Below are 16,910 nucleotides of genomic sequence, written 5' to 3'. Positions count from 1 at the left end.
GCTGTCGGGTGAGCACGAGGCGTCCGCTGCGTGGTTGAAGCCCGATCGTAAAGACACGCGGCCTTTGACACAGGAAAACACCGGCTCATCGCCGGTGTTGTGGATGCTGCAACACGTTGGATGGTGCGACCGGCTACCAGGCAAATGGCGCGGTGACCTTGCGCGCGCCGAGCATGAACGCATCGGCCACATGCACGAACGGGGTGACATCCACCTCCGATTCGCCGGCGCGCACCAGCTGCACGAAACGCCGGTACAAGCCGTCGTACTCGCCGGCAGCTTCCACTGGCTGCGGCTGGCCATCGATACTGAGCCTGGCACCGCCCTCACTGAGCATGAGCAGGCCATCGGTGGTGTCCACTTCAATATCCCAGCGCTGATGGCCGGTCTGCAGAAAATCCAGTTCCGCCGTTACCTGCACCCCTGCGGTATCGACAAAGCCAAGCCTGGCGTACAGCGGTGCCTGGCGATTTTCCGGCGTGTGCAGCTCCGCTTCGCGCAGCGCGAAGGGGCGCGGCAACAGATGCGTGACGATGGACAGCGCATTGATGCCGGGGTCGAACACGCCCATGCCGCCCGGCTCCAGGATCCAGTCCTGGCCCGGGTGCCAATGGCGAATGTCTTCCTTCCAGGTGATGTGCGCGCGCAGGATCTGCTTGTCGGCCAGCCACGCCCGCGCAGGCTCCACGGCAGCGGCGCAGCGCGAATGCCAGCTGGTGAACAGGCTGCGTTGCGCACGCTGCGCCAACGCGCGCAGATCGTCGATTTCGGCCAGGGTGGCGGCCGGGGGTTTTTCCAGGAACACATGGCGCCCTGCGGCCAGCGCGGCCTGTGCCTGCGCGTGCCGCCCGACCGGTGGCGTGCACAGCGCCACCGCTTCAATCTGCGGATGCGCCGCGAAGGCCTCTTCCAGGCTGTGATAGGCCGGCACTCCATCGACCGTGCCATGCCGGCTCACGGTGGCCACCAGCTGCACATCGGCACGCGCGGCGATGGTGGGCACGTGCTGGTCACGGGCGATCTTGCCGATGCCGACAAGGGCAATGCGCAATGCGTCTGGATGCTTCATCGAAACCTTCGGGCTGATAGTGACGTGGCGGGACCCGCGCGATCGCCCGATTCAGGCGCATGCACGGACACTGCGGCAGCGGCGCGATGCAGCAGCGCACGCAACGGCGCAGTGTAAGGTCAGGCTGCGGTTCGCTGCGAGACATCGCTCCTGCTTGTTTTGCTATACCTGCGCCGCCCGATGGCCGTGCAAAGGCAGCCATCGCTACGTTGTTATGGCGGCACCACTGCTAATGTGTCAGCCGGCCTATCGCAACCAGCTGAAGACGGCGTATCTCAGGATCAGAAAGCGCACGCGGCCCGGCCAATCCTGCCGACACGTCAATTGACGCGTGGGCGGGCATGGACCACGATCGCCGCCGGCACGCGGATCTACTGCCCCCCTTGAAGGATCACACCGATGTTGCATCACCTTTCTCTGGGCGTCCGCACGATCGAGGCGTCGGCCGCCTTCTACGACGCCGTACTTGCCGCACTCGGTTATGTGCGGGTGTGGTCCGACCTGGAGCCGGGCACGCTCGATCAGGCGGTCGGTTACGGTCGGCCTGGCGGCGATGACAGCCTGGCGTTGAAGCAGCGCCAGGCTGCGCAATGCGCGCCGGGGGCCGGCTTCCATCTGGCGTTCGCCGCCAGCGATGCGGCGGCGGTCGATGCCTTCCATCTGGCCGCGCTGCAGCACGGCGGCAGCTGCAACGGCGCGCCCGGCCTGCGGCCGGACTACGGCGACGATTACTACGCTGCGTTTGTCATCGATCCCGACGGGCACCACCTCGAAGCGGTGGTCAAAACGACGGTCTGAGCGCGGGCGCTTGTCTACAGTTGCGCGGCTGCATCTGTGCGAGGCTTGAGCACGAGACTGATCTGCAGAATGCGCTCCTGCGCCATCGGCGCACTGGCGCTGACCACTGGCAACCGGGCAGAGGCCGGCAGATCCACGTCTCCGCGCACGCGATGCCCGCGCTGCGCACCGCCATGGTGGATGCCAGCAATGCCACGCCCAGAAACTTCCGCGTCGCCACCTGTCTGACCTGAGTTCGCAGGACAGACAGGTGGCCACATGCGCTCACATCTCCAGCACGACCTTGCCCAGGTGGCTGCCCTGCTCCAGATAGCGGTGCGCTGCAGCCGCTTCGTTGAGCGGGAAGCGCTTGTCGAGCAGCACGCGCAGCTTGCCCTGCGCGATCCACGGCCACACCACGCGCTCCACTTCCGCGGCCAGGCGCGCCTTTTCGTCGGCACTGCGCGGGCGCAGCGTCGAGCCGGTGAGGATGGCCTGCTTGCGCATCAGCAGCGGGATCGGCACCTCGATGTTCGAGCCGGCCTGCGAGGCGATGTAGACGATGCGCCCGCGCGGGTTGAGCGCCTCCAGGGTATCGGCGAATACCGCAGCGCCCACCATATCCAACGACACATCCACCCCGCCGTGCGCCTTGGCCACGTCGACAAACGATTCGGTGGTGGAATCGATCGCCACATCGGCGCCCAGTTCGCGCGCCTGCGCCGCCTTGCCCGCCGAACGCGCAGTCGCCAGCACATGCGCACCGGCGGCCTTGGCCATCTGGATCGCAGTCACACCGATCCCGGACGTGGCGCCGTGCAGCAGCAGCCATTCCCCGGCCGCCAGCCGGCCATGCTCGAACAGGTTGGTGTACGCGGTAAAGATGGTTTCCGGCAGCGCCGCGGCATGCGCCAGATCCATGCCCGGCGGAATCGGCAGCACATGCCGCGCGTCGACCGCTGCGTACTGTGCGTAACCGCCACCGCCCAGCAGTGCACACACCCGATCGCCGACCTTCCAGCGACCGGCCGGCTCCACGATCTCGCCGGCGATTTCCAGCCCGAGCGTCTGCGGCGCGCCGGGCGGCGGCGGATAGTGGCCGGCACGCTGCAACAGATCGGGACGATTGATCCCGGCCGCATGCACGCGGATCAGCACCTGCCCCGGCGCGGGACGCGGGCGCGGCTGCTCGCAGGCGTACAGTGCATCCGCATCGCCCTTGCCATCGCGGATGGCGATTGCAGTCATCGTGGTATCGCTCATGCGCAGCACTCCGTAGAAAGTGCGCCCAGTGTAGAGCTGCCTGCGTCAACGCCCGGCGCAAGCCGGGTCGCGACATAGCACGCAGGCGTGGCGAAACCCTATCTACACCAATCCTCGGCAAGCAACGACGCGATGGCCGGCATCACGCGTGAAACCAGTGCTGCAACAGAAGCGGTTCACCTAGTCGATGCGAGGCTTCGCTCGCCGCCGCGCGGCAAGCGCCTGCAGGTCCCCGCAGATCGCGCCGTCATTCCGCTGACAGCACGCGAGGTAATGCAGGACACCCGCAACCAAATATGCATTCATCGCGATGAAGCGATATTATGCTGGCACGATCCGCCGGACCCGCCGCGATGACGCATCTCAGTTTCGAGTTCTACCCGCCCAAGACCGACGACCAGCGCGCCCAGCTGGACCGCACGGCGGCCAGGTTGAAGGGCTACGCGCCGGAATACGTGTCATGCACCTTCGGTGCCGGCGGCTCCACGCTCAGCTACACCTCCGAGACGGTGCGTCACCTCAAGCAGAAGCACGGTTTCGAAGCCGCCCCGCATCTGTCCTGCGTCGGCGGCAGCCGCCAGGAGATCCGCGAGCTGCTCAAGCTGTATCGCGCAATCGGCTGTACCCGCATCGTCGCGCTGCGCGGCGACCTGCCTTCGGGCATGGGCCATCCGGGCGACCTGCGTTACGCCTCGGACCTGATCGCCTTCATCCGCGCCGAGCACGGCGATGCGTTCCGGATCGAGGTCGGTGCGTATCCGGAGACCCATCCGCAGGCGACCGATGCGCTCAGTGATCTGCGTTACTTCAAGGCCAAGGTGGATGCCGGCGCAGATGCCGCGATCACCCAGTATTTCTACAACGCCGACGCGTACTTTCATTTCCGCGACGCCGTGCAGCGCATGGGCGTGGAGATCCCGATCATCCCCGGCATCATGCCGATCTCCAATTTCTCGCAGCTGCGGCGCTTTTCCGAGCAGTGCGGTGCAGAAATTCCGCGCTGGATCAGCAAGAAGATGCAGTCCTACGGCGACGATGCCGATGCGGTGCGCGCCTTCGGTGCGGAAGTGGTCGCCACCGTGTGCGAGCGCCTGATCGCCGGTGGCGCGCCTGCCCTGCACTTCTACACGCTCAACCTGGCCAAGCCGACCACGCAGGTGCTGCAGCTACTCGGGCGCTGAGCAGGCCGGTCAAAGCCATGCCCTCAGCGGGCGTATCTGTGCGGGCACGTCATCGGCAAACGCACGCGTGATGCGCAAACGCCGTGCAAGCTGCCACGGTCCCGGCGTGTTGCTCGCCGGCTCACGCACGGCCCGTTACGCTGCGCCGATGCCTCGCCTCCTGCTGCCGTTACTGCTGTTGTTCTGCCTGTGCCCGGCCACGCGCGTGCAGGCGCAGGAGATCCGTCGCTGCGTGACAGCGGACGGGCAGACCATGTTCACCGACCGCCGCTGCGAAGATGTCGGCGCCGCGGCGCGCCCGCCGCCGGCCCCGCGCACGCAGGGCAACACCGGCCTGTATCGCTACGGCTGCCCGCGCCGGCTGAGCGAACTGGTGTCGTTGCTGCAACTGGCGGTGGACAGCCGCGACGTCAATCGGCTCTCCAGCCTCTACCTGTGGAGCGGCCAGTCCGACGCCGCCGCCAATCAGGTGCTGAGCCGGCTGGAGGCGATCGTGCAACGCCCATTGCTGGACATCGTGCCGATGTACCCGCAACGCGATCCGCCGACCTGGGAAGCCGATGCCGGCACGGCAGAGGTTCCATCCCTGGACGGCAGCGCCATCGACGCCCCACTCCCGGCACCGCCAAGCCGCCCGCGCCCCTGGGGCCTGCGTTTGGAACAGAACCTCGCCAGCGGTGCGCCAGCAAGCAGCGTGTTGCGGCTGCGCCGGCAGTACAACTGCTTCTGGGTGACGTTTTAGCGCAGCGCCCGGCGTGAGCGGATTGCAGCGGCCAAGTGCATGCGACGGCGCATTGCCCCGGCAATCGGTGATGGTGACGATGGTGGTGTGGGCTGCGAGGCAGTGAGCGTATCGGCTCAGAGACCCCGAACCTCATGCCTCATAGGTGACGCTTGCAGGCTATGCGACAAGCCGGCCCATGATCTGCGTGGCCGCCTGCTGCGGGCTCAGCACGGCGCTGTCGATCACCCAGTGCGGCTCGGTCCAGGCCACGTAGTCATGCGCGAGCACCGAGGCCCAATCCGGCACGCGCAATCCGACCACGTCGCTTTGCCGCGATTCCACGCGCTGCCGATGCACGTTGCGATCGCTGCACACTACCTCGATCTCCAGCAAACGGCTCCGTGTGCGACGAGCTACATCGCGCCACGCTTCACGGGTGACCGGCAACGGGTTCACGCAATCGGCGACCACCACGTGACCCAGTTGCAGATTGGCCTGGGCAAGTGCGTAGGCGGTCATGTAGCCGGCTGCTCCGACGTAGTTGGCGAGCGCACCACTTTCGCGTAGTGACTGCTCGATCGTATCGATACGCAAATAAAACGCAGTGCATTGCGTCAGTAGCGCCCGGGCAATGGAACTCTTGCCGACGCCCGGCAATCCACCGAACACCACCAGGATCGCTGACTGCAGGGTCACTGCGGCCAAAGCGCGCGAATCGCCGCGATGCCTTGCGCGCCATGCGAACGGGCTTCGCGCAGGTCGTCGACCTGCATGCCACCGAGTGCGTAGATCGGCAAGGAGACCTGCTCGCGCAAGCGTTCGAACCCATCCCATCCCAAGGGTGTCGCCCCCGGATGCGACGCGGTCGCCTGCACCGGGCCCAGCACCGCAAAATCGCAGCCAAGACGCTGGGCGTGGCGCAGGTCTTCCAGCCCGTGACAGGAAGCGGCGACCGGCTGCTCGGCCGGCAACGGGCGCTGCTGCAGGCTGGCCAGTTGCTCCGAACCCAGATGCACGCCGATGCCGAGTTCGCTGGCCAGTGCGATGTCGCGGTTGAGCAGCAGTTGCGCGCGCGCACGGCCGCGCAGGCGCATCACCTGCTGCAGCATGGCCTGCCAGCGCGCCGGTTCGGCCTGCCGCGCACGCAACTGGATGCGCGTGATGCCGTCCTGCAGCGCACGCTCCAGACCTTCCAGCCACAGCACGTCATCGTCCGGCTCAGGCGTGATCAGATAGCGGTCGGGCTGGCGCAGCACACCGACCACCGGCACATCGGCCGGCGGCATCGAATAACGGGTCAGCTTGTCGGCGGCCACCCAGGTCATCGCCTGACCTTCGCGGCCGCGCGGACTGCCTTTCCATGCGGTGATGTGGCGCACTTCCAGGCGCAGCCGCTTGTCCGGATACAACTGCGGCACGTCCATCAGCCACTCGCCGACCTGCGCCTCGATACCGAGCTCTTCGTTGAGTTCGCGCACCAATGCCTGTTCGGAGGTTTCGCCAGGTTCGCGCTTGCCACCCGGAAACTCCCACAGGCCGGGCATGTCGCGGGTTTCGGTACGGCGGGTCAGCAGGATGCGGCCGCGGGCGTCGGTGATCACGCCGGCAACGACGTGGATGGATCTTAGAGAATCAGGCATGGCACAAGAGTGCCGCGAGTGAGCCGTTCAGTGCAATCGCTTGAGGGCGGGGATTGGGGATTGGGGATTCGAGATTGGTCAAAGCGCAGCACGTGTGCTTCTGCCAATCCCGAATCCCCAATCTCCAATCCCGGCCTACAGTGGATGGCCGATGCGCCAGAGCACGCCGCTGGGATCGTGCAAGGTGAAATCGCGTGCGCCCCACGGCCGATCTTCCAGCGCGCTGCAGCTCACCCCGAACTGCGTGCCCAGGCCGGTGTCGTGCACGTGCTGCCACCAGCTGTCGGCATCGTCCACCCACAGGTGCAGCATCAGGTTCTCGGCCAGTTCGCGCAGATAGAAATTCTGCAGCAGGAATGCGCAATGCGCGCCATGCCGGAAGCAGGTCACATTGCCTACCTCGTCCTCCTGCACGAACCCCAGCGCGCGATAGAACCGCTGCGACACCGCGTAGTCGCGCGCAGGCACGAACACCTTCAATTGCTGGCTGGACAGCAGCGCCATGACCGCACTCCACGCAGGATGTGGATCGAGCATACGCCCCGCAGTGGCACCGGCGGAGACGCCTGCATGCGGAAGGCGCCGTTGGCGCCGCGAGAGATGGACAGCGTGTGACGGACCTGCCGTGCCGAGGCCCGCCGCAAGACAGCTCGCCGGACGCTTCCAGCGTCTATGCGGTTGGTGTCCCGTCGTTGCCTGGCAACGATGCAAGCCATGCCTTCGCAGGGAATTGGCCAAAGGCGGCGAAACCTGAGCGTGGCCTCGTACCCGGTCTGCGATATCCCCTTTCCTGCTTCAAGACCCCCTCAGGATCCCATCCGTAAGCAGAGCCCCCCTGGTAAGGGGGCGCGCCAAAGGCGCGGGGATCGGAAGCAAGAACCGTGCACCAGGCGTCCGCTACGCGGACGCCTGGTGTGCAGCCCGCCAAGCGGGCTGCACCACGGTCAACTCAGCTCAGCTGAGTTGACCGTGGCAGTGCTTGTACTTCTTGCCACTGCCGCAGGGGCACGGATCGTTACGGCCCACCTTGGGCTCGTCGCGGGTTACCTGCGACACCGGCACCGGGGCGTTGCCGCCCTGCATCTGTTCCACTTCCTCGTCGGCACCGTAGCCGCCGGCGTCCTGATGCTGGAACTGCGAGGCCATCAAGCGCGCCTGCGCCTGCAGACGCTCCTGCTCTTCCAGCTCGGCCACTTCCTCTTCGCTGCGGATGCGCACGCGCGCCAGCAGGTTGATCACTTCGCGCTTGACGTTCTCCAGCATCTCCGAGAACAGCTCGAAGGCTTCCTTCTTGTATTCCTGCTTGGGCTGCTTCTGCGCATACCCGCGCAGATAGATGCCCTGGCGCAGATAATCCATCTTGGCCAGATGCTCCTTCCAGCCCTGGTCGAGCACGGTCAGCATCACGTGCTTTTCCAATGCGCGCATGGTGTCGTTGCCCACCGCCGCTTCCTTCTCGGCAAAGTGCGCATCCACCGCTGCCTGCACCTTGGCCGCAATCTGCTCGGCGTCCAGTTCTTCCTGCGTGCGTGCCATCTCGCTCAGCGCCAGCGGCATGCCCAGCTCCGATTCCAGCGTGGCTTCCAGACCCTTCAGGTCCCACTGCTCATCGACAGAGTTGGGCGGCACGAAGCGTGCGACCAGGTCGTAGATCACATCGCCACGGATGCCGTCGACGTTGTCCTTGACCGATTCGGCATCCAGCAATTCGTCGCGCTGGGCGTAGATCACCTTGCGCTGGTCGTTGTTGACGTCGTCGAAGTCCAGCAGGTTCTTGCGGATGTCGAAGTTGTGCGCTTCCACCTTGCGCTGCGCCTTTTCGATCTGCCGGCTGACCAGGCGATCTTCGATGACGTCGTCTTCCTTCATGCCCATCATGCGCATCGCCTTCTGGACCCAGTCCGAGGCAAAGATGCGCATCAGGTTGTCTTCCAGCGACAGATAGAAGCGCGACGAACCCGGGTCGCCCTGACGACCGGCACGGCCGCGCAGCTGATTGTCGATACGACGCGATTCGTGCCGCTCGGTACCGATGATGTGCAGGCCGCCGGCCGCCTTGACCGCATCGTGACGACGCTGCCATTCGATCTTGGCCGCAAGGCGCTGCTCGTCGCTGATATCGTCGCCCATGGCATGCAGCTCGGTTTCCAGCGAACCGCCCAGCACGATGTCGGTACCGCGGCCGGCCATGTTGGTGGCGATGGTCACCGCGCCTGGCTGGCCGGCGTTGGCCACGATGGTGGCTTCGCGCTCGTGCTGCTTGGCGTTGAGCACTTCGTGCTTGACCCCGGCCTTGCGCAGGTGCTCGGACAGCATCTCCGAGGTCTCGATCGAGGTGGTACCCACCAGCACCGGCTGGCCACGCTTGGCGCAGTCTTCGATGTCGGCCAGCACCGCGTTGAACTTGCCCTTGCGGTTGAGGAACACCTGGTCCGGATGGTCCTTGCGCACGGTCGGGCGGTTGGTCGGGATCACCACCACTTCCAGGCCGTAGATACTCTGGAATTCGTAGGCTTCGGTGTCGGCCGTACCGGTCATGCCGGACAGCTTCTTGTACATGCGGAACAGGTTCTGGAAGGTGATGCTGGCCAGCGTCTGGTTCTCGCGCTGCACCGGCACGCCTTCCTTGGCCTCGACCGCCTGGTGCAGGCCGTCGGACCAACGGCGCCCGCTCAGCGTGCGGCCGGTGAATTCATCGACGATCACCACCTCGCCATCGCGCACGATGTAGTCCACGTCGCGCTGATAGATCGCATGCGCGCGCAGCGCGGCATTGAGGTGATGCACCACGCTCAGGTTCTGCGCGGCATACAGGCCGTCTTCGGCATTTTCAAGGATGCCGGCCTGCATCAGCAGTTCTTCGGCGTGGCCCATGCCCGCCTCGGACAGATGCACCTGCTTGCCCTTCTCGTCGATCCAGAAGTCGCCCTCGCCCTCTTCGCTTTCCTGCCTGGTCAGCTGCGGCACGATGCGGTTGACGCGGATGTACAGCTCCGGCGACTCGTCGGCCGGGCCGGAGATGATCAGCGGGGTACGCGCCTCGTCGATCAGGATCGAGTCGACTTCGTCGACGATCGAGTAATGCAGGTTGCGCTGGTAACGGTCGGCCTTGGACAGCGCCATGTTGTCGCGCAGGTAATCGAAACCGAACTCGTTGTTGGTGCCGTAGGTGATGTCGCTGCCGTAGGCCTCGCGCTTGTCGCTGTGCGGCATGCCCGGATACACCACGCCCACGCTCAGGCCCAGCCAGTTGTACAGCTTGCCCATCTGCGCGGCGTCGCGGCGCGCCAGGTAGTCGTTGACCGTGACCACATGCACGCCCTCGCCCTGCAGCGCGTTGAGGTACACCGGCAGCGTGGCGACCAGGGTCTTGCCTTCACCGGTGCGCATCTCGGCGATCTTGCCAAGGTGCAGCACCATGCCGCCGATCAGCTGCACGTCGTAATGGCGCATGCCGAGCACGCGGCGGCTGGCCTCGCGGCACACCGCAAAGGCTTCGGGAAGAATCTTGTCCAGGGACTCGCCGGCGGCAAGTCGCTGCTTGAACTCCGGGGTCTTGGCTTGCAGCTCGGCGTCGGAGAGCTTCTCGATCGTCGGCTCCAGCGCATTGATCTGGGTGACGAGGCGGTTGAGCTGGCGCAGCTGGCGTTCGTTACGACTGCCAAAGACACGGGTAAGCAGACTGTTGATCATTGAAGAAACCGGTTGAAAAGGAACGGTTTGACCGACGCCGGTCCCCAAGACCCGGCCGCCGTAAACGAAACAGGGCGCACTGCGCCCTGTCGATGGCAACACCCTATTGTAGCTTGGGGCGGGCCTTCACGAATCAAGCGCCGCCCGCGCCGTCGTCAACCGCGCCCGCGGCGGCCCACCGGCGTGTTGGTATCGCCCAGGAACTTGCGCGGATTGACCACCCGCCCGTCCGCCCACACCTCGAAGTGCACGTGGGCGCCAGTGGAGCGCCCGCTGGATCCGGCCCGGGCCACCTGCTGGCCGGCGCGAACCAGGTCGCCCACCTTCACCACCAGGCGCGAGTTGTGCGCGTAGCGGGTCACATAGCCGTTGCCGTGATCCACTTCCACCACGTTGCCGTAGCCACCGCGCACGCCGGCATAGCTGACCACGCCGTCGGCGACCGACATCACCGGGTCGCCCACGTTGGCATGGAAGTCCACGCCCTTGTGGAAGGCCGAACCACCGTCGAACGGATCGGCGCGGCCGCCGAAGCCGGAGGTGATGTAGGTGTTGCGGATCGGCATCCGCGAGGGCACCGAATTCTGCTCGAGCTGATGATCGAACATCAGCGCGGCCAGCACGTTCAGTTGCTGGCCGGAGGCGGAGAACTGCTGTTCGACCTGCCCCAGCGTCTGCTTGAGCGACTCGACCGGCATATCGCTGACCGGCTCATCGCCGCCACCGACGCCGACCGGGGCGTCGAAGTCGAACTCGCCGTCCTTCAGCTTGCCCATTTCGGTCAGCCGCTCGCCCAATGCATTGAGACGGGTGGCCTGCGCCTGCAGCTCGCCCATGCGCGCGGCCAGTGCGTTGACCTGCGCCTGCGAGGCGCGCTGCGCCTGGGCCAGTTCGGCCTGCTGCCGGGCAACCTTGGCCTGCAACGCGGAATTGGTCACCATGCCGGTGGCGGTGCTGGCACCGACGCCGATCAACATGCCCAGCCCAAGCACGGCGCCGAGGACTACCATCGGTCGATCCGCGGCAAAGCCCTGGAACTGGCGTGCCAACCGCTGCGCCCGGGTTTCGCGAGATTTGATTACAACTTTCTTCAACGCCATATGAGTGTCATGTCCAAGCCCAAGTCCAACGCACGCAACCCTTCCGTCCCACAACCGGCCATCGAGGCCGCGTTGGGTGAAAAGGCTGGCGACCCCTTGCGCCGAGCGTTGTGGCTCGATGCGCTGGACCGGCAGTTGCGCCCCCTGTTACCGCCCCATCTGGCCACCCGTTGCCGGCTGGCCAATGTCAGAGACGAACAGCTCGTTTTTCTGGTTGATTCACCTGTCTGGCATGCCAAGTTGCGACTTGCCGAGACCCAATTACTGGATGCCGCCCGATCCATCGGACTGAAGGCCACCGCAGTGACCATCAAGACCACCACCACCCCGCTGCATTCCCCAATGCAGCAGAATCGCGAGCGTCCGCGCCCCGTCTCGGAGGCCACGCACAGAGGTCTGCGCGATGCGCTGGCCTCCCTGCAGGACGTTCCACCCACCAAACGGTGAGCGTCGCGCCAATGGTGCGAAGCGGCCGCCGCAGCGTGAAAGAATTGCGAAGACCGCGCACGACCCGACGCATCCTAGCGGGCCTCAGCCACGCAGGAGTTAGAGAAGTCTTAAATAAAAGTTAAGAACGGGCCGGTAATCCGACGCAGTTCACACTTCAAACGCCGACTGCGGCATTCCCCGACATCAGGCGTAGACGGGGCTGGCGTAGGTGACCGGCGGCTGCACGGTGCCTTCGGGGAAGCTGACCCATTCCCAGGCGGCCTGATCCGCCAGTAGCGCACGCACCAGCTTGTTGTTGAGCGCGTGGCCGGACTTGAAGCCTTCGTAGGCGCCCAGAATGGCGCCGCCAGCCAGATACAGGTCGCCGATGGCGTCCAGGATCTTGTGCCGCACGAATTCGTTGGTGTAGCGCAGGCCGTCCTCGTTGAGCACGCGGAACTCGTCCAGCACGATGGCATTGTCCATCGAACCGCCCAGGCCCAGATTGCGCTCGCGCATGTATTCAAGGTCGCGCATGAAGCCGAAGGTGCGGGCGCGCGAGATTTCCTTGACGTAGGCCGAGGTGGAGAACTCGATTTCCTGGCGCGACTGCTTGGCCGGGATCATCGGGTGGTTGAATTCGATGGTGAAGCCGAGCTTGTAGCCCTCGTACGGCTCGAAGCGCGCGATCTTGTCGCCCTCGCGCACTTCCACCGTCTGCTTGATGCGGATGAAGCGCTTGGCCTTGTTCTGCTCGACGATGCCTGCCGACTGCAGCAGGAATACGAACGGGCCGGACGAACCGTCCATGATCGGCAACTCGGCCGAGGACAGTTCGACGATGACATTGTCCACACCCAGGCCGGCCAGTGCCGACATCAGGTGCTCGACGGTCTGGATCTTGGCGCCATTGCAGGTCAGGCCGGTGCACAGCGTGGTCTCGGTGACCAGCTCGGCATCGGCGGGGACTTCGACGATCGGCTCCAGGTCCACACGCCGGAACACCACGCCATGATCGACCGGAGCCGGCCGTAGCGTCATGTACACCTTGTCGCCGCTGTGCAGGCCGACGCCGGTGGCGCGAATGGTGTTCTTGAGAGTGCGTTGCTGGGTCATATGCGAAGTCTGGATGAACAATGCAGACAGACGCTGAACCGGCTGTCTAATCCGTAGAGATTATCTGAATTTTAACAAGTCGCGCGTGACGGGAACTGTAATTCCCGGGTCACGCCACTGCAAAAGCTGCCGGATCGTGGCCGATCCGGCAGAAAGGACATGGCACTGCACCCCGAGGCGAACCCCGGGGCGGAACGGACCGCGCCGCCGTAGCGACGCAGCCGACGATCCTCAGTCGGCCTGGCGGCGCAGGAACGCCGGGATATCCAGGTAGTCGTTGGGCAGGTCTGCGGCCGGCGCAGCCGAACCGCCGCCGTTGTTGCTGCCGCTGCCGACCGAGTCGCTGCTCGGACGACGCAGGCCCAGGCCCATGCTGCCGCCAACGGCCTTGGACACCGCATCGCCGCCGCTGGTGTCGAAATCGCCGAACTCCGGCTGGCCGGTGGTGGCATTGCGCACCAGCTTGATCGGCGCGCGCTGGTCCGGACGCTGGGTCTGGCGGGCAACCGCACGGTTCAGGCCGGTGGCCACCACGGTGACGCGCACTTCGTCCTGCATGTCCGGGTCGAGCACGGTGCCGACGACCACGGTCGCATCTTCCGAGGCGAACGCCTCGATGGTGCGGCCGATCTCGTCGAACTCGGACATGGTGAAGTCCGGGCCGGCGGTGATGTTGACCAGGATGCCATTGGCACCGGCCAGGTTGACGTCGTCCAGCAGCGGGTTCTGGATGGCGGCTTCGGCAGCGGCCTGCGCGCGATCGTCGCCGCGAGCCGAACCGGTGCCCATCATGGCCAGGCCCATTTCCGACATCACGGTGCGCACGTCGGCGAAGTCGACGTTGATCAGACCCGGACGCACGATCAGATCGGCAATGCCCTGCACGGCGCCCTGCAGCACGTCGTTGGCGGCGCGGAAGGCCTGGATCATGGTGGCGTTGCGGCCAAGCACGGTGATCAGCTTTTCATTGGGGATGGTGATCAGCGAGTCGCAATGCTGGCTCAGTTCCTCGATGCCCTTGAGCGCAACCTGCATGCGGCGACGGCCTTCGAAGGGGAACGGCTTGGTGACCACGGCCACGGTCAGGATGCCCATTTCCTTGGCCAGCTGTGCAACCACCGGCGCTGCGCCGGTGCCGGTGCCGCCGCCCATGCCGGCGGTGATGAACACCATGTCCGCACCCTGCAGCGCGTCCATGATGCGCTCGCGGTCTTCCAGCGCGGCCTGGCGGCCGACTTCCGGATTGGCGCCCGCGCCCAGGCCCTTGGTGACGTTGGTGCCGAGCTGCAGCTGCAGCTTGGCGCCGCAGTTCTTGATCGCCTGCGAGTCGGTGTTGGCGGTGATGAACTCCACGCCATCGACATTGGTGTTGACCATGTGCGCAACCGCGTTGCCGCCGCCGCCGCCCACGCCAACGACCTTGATTACCGCGTTGGGAGCCATCTTTTCGATCAGTTCAAAATGTGCCATGTCAGTGTCCTCTTTAGATGCCGTGAATGGGGAATCGGGAATGGGGAATCGGATTGCTCCGTTCGCCAGCCCAACACCCGCATGTCGGCGAATGTTGTTGTTTGAATGCCGGGAATGGGAAGTTGGGAATGGGGAATCGCAACAGCGAATCACCTCCACGCCAACCACTGCTTCCTCGACGGAACCGCAAAAAAACTACGCTCTGCCCGCTCTCACCGCTCTCCACTCAAATCTGCCGCAACCGCTTTGCCTTTGCTTCAACCAATTCTCGAATCCCGATTCCCGATTCTTCAGAATTCCCCGCGATACCAGTTCTTCAATTTCTTGAACAAGCTCCCGGCGCGGCCGGTCGGGATCGACGGGCGGCGTGGGTGTTCGATCTGGCTGCCCATCAGCAGCAGGCCCACGCCGGAGGCGTGCACCGGGTTGCCGACGACTTCGCCCAGGCCGGTGACGTGCTGGGGAATGCCCACGCGCACCGGCATCTGCAACATTTCTTCGGCCAGTTCGACCACGCCTTCCATCTTCGACGCACCGCCGGTGAGCACCATGCCGGCGCGCACCATTTCCTCGAAACCGGAACGGCGCAGTTCGGCCTGCACCATTTCGAAGATTTCCTCGTAACGGCCCTGCACCGCCTGCGCGAGCGCATGTCGCGGCATGCGACGCGGCGGGCGATCGCCGACCGACGGCACCTGGATGCTTTCTTCGGCGGTGGCCAGCTGCGCCAGCGCACAGGCGTAGCGCACCTTGATCTGCTCGGCTTCCGGGGTGGGCGTGCGCAGCATGTGCGCGATGTCGTTGGTGACGTGGTCGCCGGCGATCGGCAGCGAGGCGGTGTGGCAGATCGCGCCCTGCACGTAGACCGCAAGGTCGGTGGTGCCGGCGCCGATGTCCACCAGCACCACGCCCAGTTCGCGCTCGTCGGCGGTCAGGACCGCCACGCTGGAGGCCAACGACGACAGCACCAGATCGTCCACCTGCAGGCCGCACTTCTGCACGCACTTGGTGATGTTGGCCGCAGCCGACTGCGCGCACACCACCAGATGCGCGTGCACCTCCAGGCGCACGCCGGTCATGCCGACCGGATTGCGGATGCCTTCCTGCGAATCGTCCAGCACGTACTCGCGCGGGATCGCATGCAGGATGCGCTGGTCGGCAGGAATGGCCACGGCCTTGGCCGCATCCAGCACGCGCTCCAGATCGCTCCAGGTCACTTCGCCGTCGCGGATCGGCACGATGCCGGGCGAGTTCTTGCACTGCACGTGGTTGCCGGAAATCGACGCGTACACCGAGCGGATCTCGCAGCCGGCCATCAGCTCGGCCTCTTCCACCGCGCGCTGGATCGACTGCACGGTGGATTCGATGTCCACCACCACGCCGCGCTTGAGACCGCGCGATTCATGCGAACCGATGCCGATCACTTCGATCGGATTGCCGGGCGAGTACTCGCCGACCAGCGCGACGACCTTGGAGGTGCCGATGTCCAGTCCAACGATGAGGGATTTGTCGCCTTTGCGGTTCATGTCTTAAAGCCGGGAATAGGGAATAGCGAATGGGGAATGGTCAACAGCGGTGCACGGAGGCGAGGAGAATTGAGGACAAGTGCGTGAGGCGCAGCGGGCGACGCCGGCTTGGGTTTCTTATCCATTCCCGATTCCCCACTCTCCATTCGTCGTTCGACTGTGAAGCCGTTGGTGTAGCGCAGGTCGGCGCGCGCGATCGGGCGTTGCGGGTCGGCCAGTTGCGGCAGCACGCGGGCGAAGCGCTGCAGGCGCGCGCGCGCATCGTCGCGGCCGATCACGATCTGCACGCCGTTGCTCAGGCCCAGCGACCAGCTGCCGCGTGCGTCCATTTCCAGACGCTCCACATCCAGCCCGGTCGGCGCGAACAGTGCGCGCGATTCGTTGTAGAGCGCCACCACGTCCTGGGTCTTGCTGTCGGGGCCACCGAGTTGCGGCAACTTGAAATCCTTCAACAACGGCGGGGTGCGGAACAGCCGGCCCTGCTCGGACAACATGCGGTCGGTGCCCCAGCGCGCGAACGGCTTGTGCTCGGTGACGTGCACTTCCAGCACGTCCGGCCAGCGCTTGCGCACCTGCGCACTTTCCACCCACGGCAGGCGCGCGATGGCGTCCTGCGCGTTCTGCAACTTCACCGCGAAAAAGCCCGCGCGCGCATATGGCAGGACCACCGCGCGCAACTCTTCGGCCGGCACCCGCTTGAAGTCGCCCGACACCCGCAAGCGCGCCAACGGCCAACGCTCGGCACCGACCCAGCCATTGAGCACGGCTACCACCGGCAACGCGACCAGCGCCACCGCGAGCAACCACGCCAGGATGCGCAGGGTGGCGTTCATGCGCGCGCTCCGCGCGCGGGAATGGGGAATCGGGAATAGGGAATCGTCAACAGCGGCGCACTGCCGGCTGTCGCTTTTGCGATTCCCGA

16 protein-coding genes are annotated in these 16,910 nt (G+C 65.4%); 5 read left to right on the top strand and 11 right to left on the bottom strand.

What is annotated here, in order from left to right; genetic code table 11:
* Window positions 1–133 precede the first annotated feature (133 nt).
* Window positions 134–1,069 (bottom strand): Gfo/Idh/MocA family oxidoreductase, encoded by a 936-nt coding sequence (locus ABQY64_RS04345; protein ID WP_349780339.1) that lies wholly within the window; start codon window positions 1,067–1,069, stop codon window positions 134–136.
* Window positions 1,070–1,468: 399 nt separating this feature from the next.
* Between ABQY64_RS04345 and ABQY64_RS04340 the strand changes: the two genes are divergently transcribed.
* Window positions 1,469–1,867: a VOC family protein gene (locus tag ABQY64_RS04340; RefSeq protein ID WP_104627036.1), complete on the top strand. Its 399-nt coding sequence runs from the start codon at window positions 1,469–1,471 to the stop codon at window positions 1,865–1,867.
* A 264-nt stretch (window positions 1,868–2,131) separates the two neighbouring features.
* Here ABQY64_RS04340 and ABQY64_RS04335 read toward each other — a convergent pair whose 3' ends face one another.
* Window positions 2,132–3,109, bottom strand: coding sequence for an NAD(P)H-quinone oxidoreductase (locus tag ABQY64_RS04335; RefSeq protein WP_349780338.1), 978 nt, complete (start codon window positions 3,107–3,109; stop codon window positions 2,132–2,134).
* Window positions 3,110–3,196: 87 nt separating this feature from the next.
* Between ABQY64_RS04335 and ABQY64_RS04330 the strand changes: the two genes are divergently transcribed.
* The 3 genes from ABQY64_RS04330 to ABQY64_RS04320 all read left to right on the top strand — a co-directional run bounded on the left by ABQY64_RS04330 (window position 3,197) and on the right by ABQY64_RS04320 (window position 5,032).
* The gene (locus ABQY64_RS04330) at window positions 3,197–3,466 is read left to right on the top strand and encodes a hypothetical protein (protein ID WP_349780337.1); all 270 of its coding nucleotides are present in this window, start codon (window positions 3,197–3,199) and stop codon (window positions 3,464–3,466) included.
* Window positions 3,463–4,290: a methylenetetrahydrofolate reductase [NAD(P)H] gene (gene metF, locus ABQY64_RS04325; protein WP_024938327.1), complete on the top strand. Its 828-nt coding sequence runs from the start codon at window positions 3,463–3,465 to the stop codon at window positions 4,288–4,290. The genes ABQY64_RS04330 and metF overlap by 4 nt, the downstream gene beginning before the upstream one ends.
* A gap of 70 nt (window positions 4,291–4,360) precedes the next feature.
* A complete protein-coding gene (locus ABQY64_RS04320; RefSeq protein ID WP_374151342.1) occupies window positions 4,361–5,032 on the top strand; it encodes a hypothetical protein in 672 nt (223 codons plus the stop codon).
* A gap of 159 nt (window positions 5,033–5,191) precedes the next feature.
* On the opposite strand, the gene ABQY64_RS04315 is transcribed toward ABQY64_RS04320, so the two are convergent.
* From ABQY64_RS04315 to ABQY64_RS04295, 5 genes are all read right to left on the bottom strand, one after another.
* Window positions 5,192–5,704 carry an AAA family ATPase gene (locus tag ABQY64_RS04315; RefSeq protein ID WP_349780383.1) on the bottom strand — a complete coding sequence of 171 codons (513 nt, stop codon included), beginning with the start codon at window positions 5,702–5,704 and terminating at the stop codon, window positions 5,192–5,194.
* A gap of 2 nt (window positions 5,705–5,706) precedes the next feature.
* Window positions 5,707–6,654, bottom strand: a complete 948-nt coding sequence (locus tag ABQY64_RS04310) for a Nudix family hydrolase (protein WP_349780335.1) — start codon at window positions 6,652–6,654, stop codon at window positions 5,707–5,709.
* 135 nt (window positions 6,655–6,789) lie between these two features.
* A complete protein-coding gene (locus ABQY64_RS04305; RefSeq protein ID WP_349780334.1) occupies window positions 6,790–7,158 on the bottom strand; it encodes a VOC family protein in 369 nt (122 codons plus the stop codon).
* 450 nt (window positions 7,159–7,608) lie between these two features.
* Complete coding sequence (secA, locus tag ABQY64_RS04300; RefSeq protein WP_349780333.1) at window positions 7,609–10,347, bottom strand: preprotein translocase subunit SecA; 2,739 nt, start codon at window positions 10,345–10,347, stop codon at window positions 7,609–7,611.
* 155 nt (window positions 10,348–10,502) lie between these two features.
* Entirely contained in the window at window positions 10,503–11,447 is a 945-nt protein-coding gene (locus tag ABQY64_RS04295; RefSeq protein WP_039530674.1) for a M23 family metallopeptidase, read from the bottom strand.
* Between ABQY64_RS04295 and ABQY64_RS04290 the strand changes: the two genes are divergently transcribed.
* The gene (locus ABQY64_RS04290) at window positions 11,448–11,894 is read left to right on the top strand and encodes a DUF721 domain-containing protein (RefSeq protein WP_024938332.1); all 447 of its coding nucleotides are present in this window, start codon (window positions 11,448–11,450) and stop codon (window positions 11,892–11,894) included. It abuts the gene before it with no gap.
* 186 nt (window positions 11,895–12,080) lie between these two features.
* Here the strand turns inward: ABQY64_RS04290 and lpxC are convergent, their stop codons facing one another.
* From lpxC to ABQY64_RS04270, 4 genes are all read right to left on the bottom strand, one after another.
* A complete protein-coding gene (gene lpxC, locus ABQY64_RS04285; RefSeq protein ID WP_016902189.1) occupies window positions 12,081–12,992 on the bottom strand; it encodes a UDP-3-O-acyl-N-acetylglucosamine deacetylase in 912 nt (303 codons plus the stop codon).
* Window positions 12,993–13,223: 231 nt separating this feature from the next.
* The gene (gene ftsZ / locus ABQY64_RS04280; RefSeq protein WP_016902188.1) at window positions 13,224–14,462 is read right to left on the bottom strand and encodes a cell division protein FtsZ; all 1,239 of its coding nucleotides are present in this window, start codon (window positions 14,460–14,462) and stop codon (window positions 13,224–13,226) included.
* A gap of 290 nt (window positions 14,463–14,752) precedes the next feature.
* Window positions 14,753–15,988 carry a cell division protein FtsA gene (ftsA, locus tag ABQY64_RS04275; protein WP_003485272.1) on the bottom strand — a complete coding sequence of 412 codons (1,236 nt, stop codon included), beginning with the start codon at window positions 15,986–15,988 and terminating at the stop codon, window positions 14,753–14,755.
* Window positions 15,985–16,821 carry a cell division protein FtsQ/DivIB gene (locus tag ABQY64_RS04270; RefSeq protein WP_047126005.1) on the bottom strand — a complete coding sequence of 279 codons (837 nt, stop codon included), beginning with the start codon at window positions 16,819–16,821 and terminating at the stop codon, window positions 15,985–15,987. Before ABQY64_RS04270 ends, ftsA begins: the two co-directional genes overlap by 4 nt.
* Between the last annotated feature and the right edge of the window lie 89 nt (window positions 16,822–16,910).

It is taken from the genome of Xanthomonas sp. WHRI 7065, from assembly GCF_040203115.2.
GTDB lineage: Bacteria > Pseudomonadota > Gammaproteobacteria > Xanthomonadales > Xanthomonadaceae > Xanthomonas > Xanthomonas arboricola.
The sequence above is the reverse complement of the archived record's forward strand: the minus strand, read 5'-3'. Positions and strand labels throughout refer to the sequence as shown.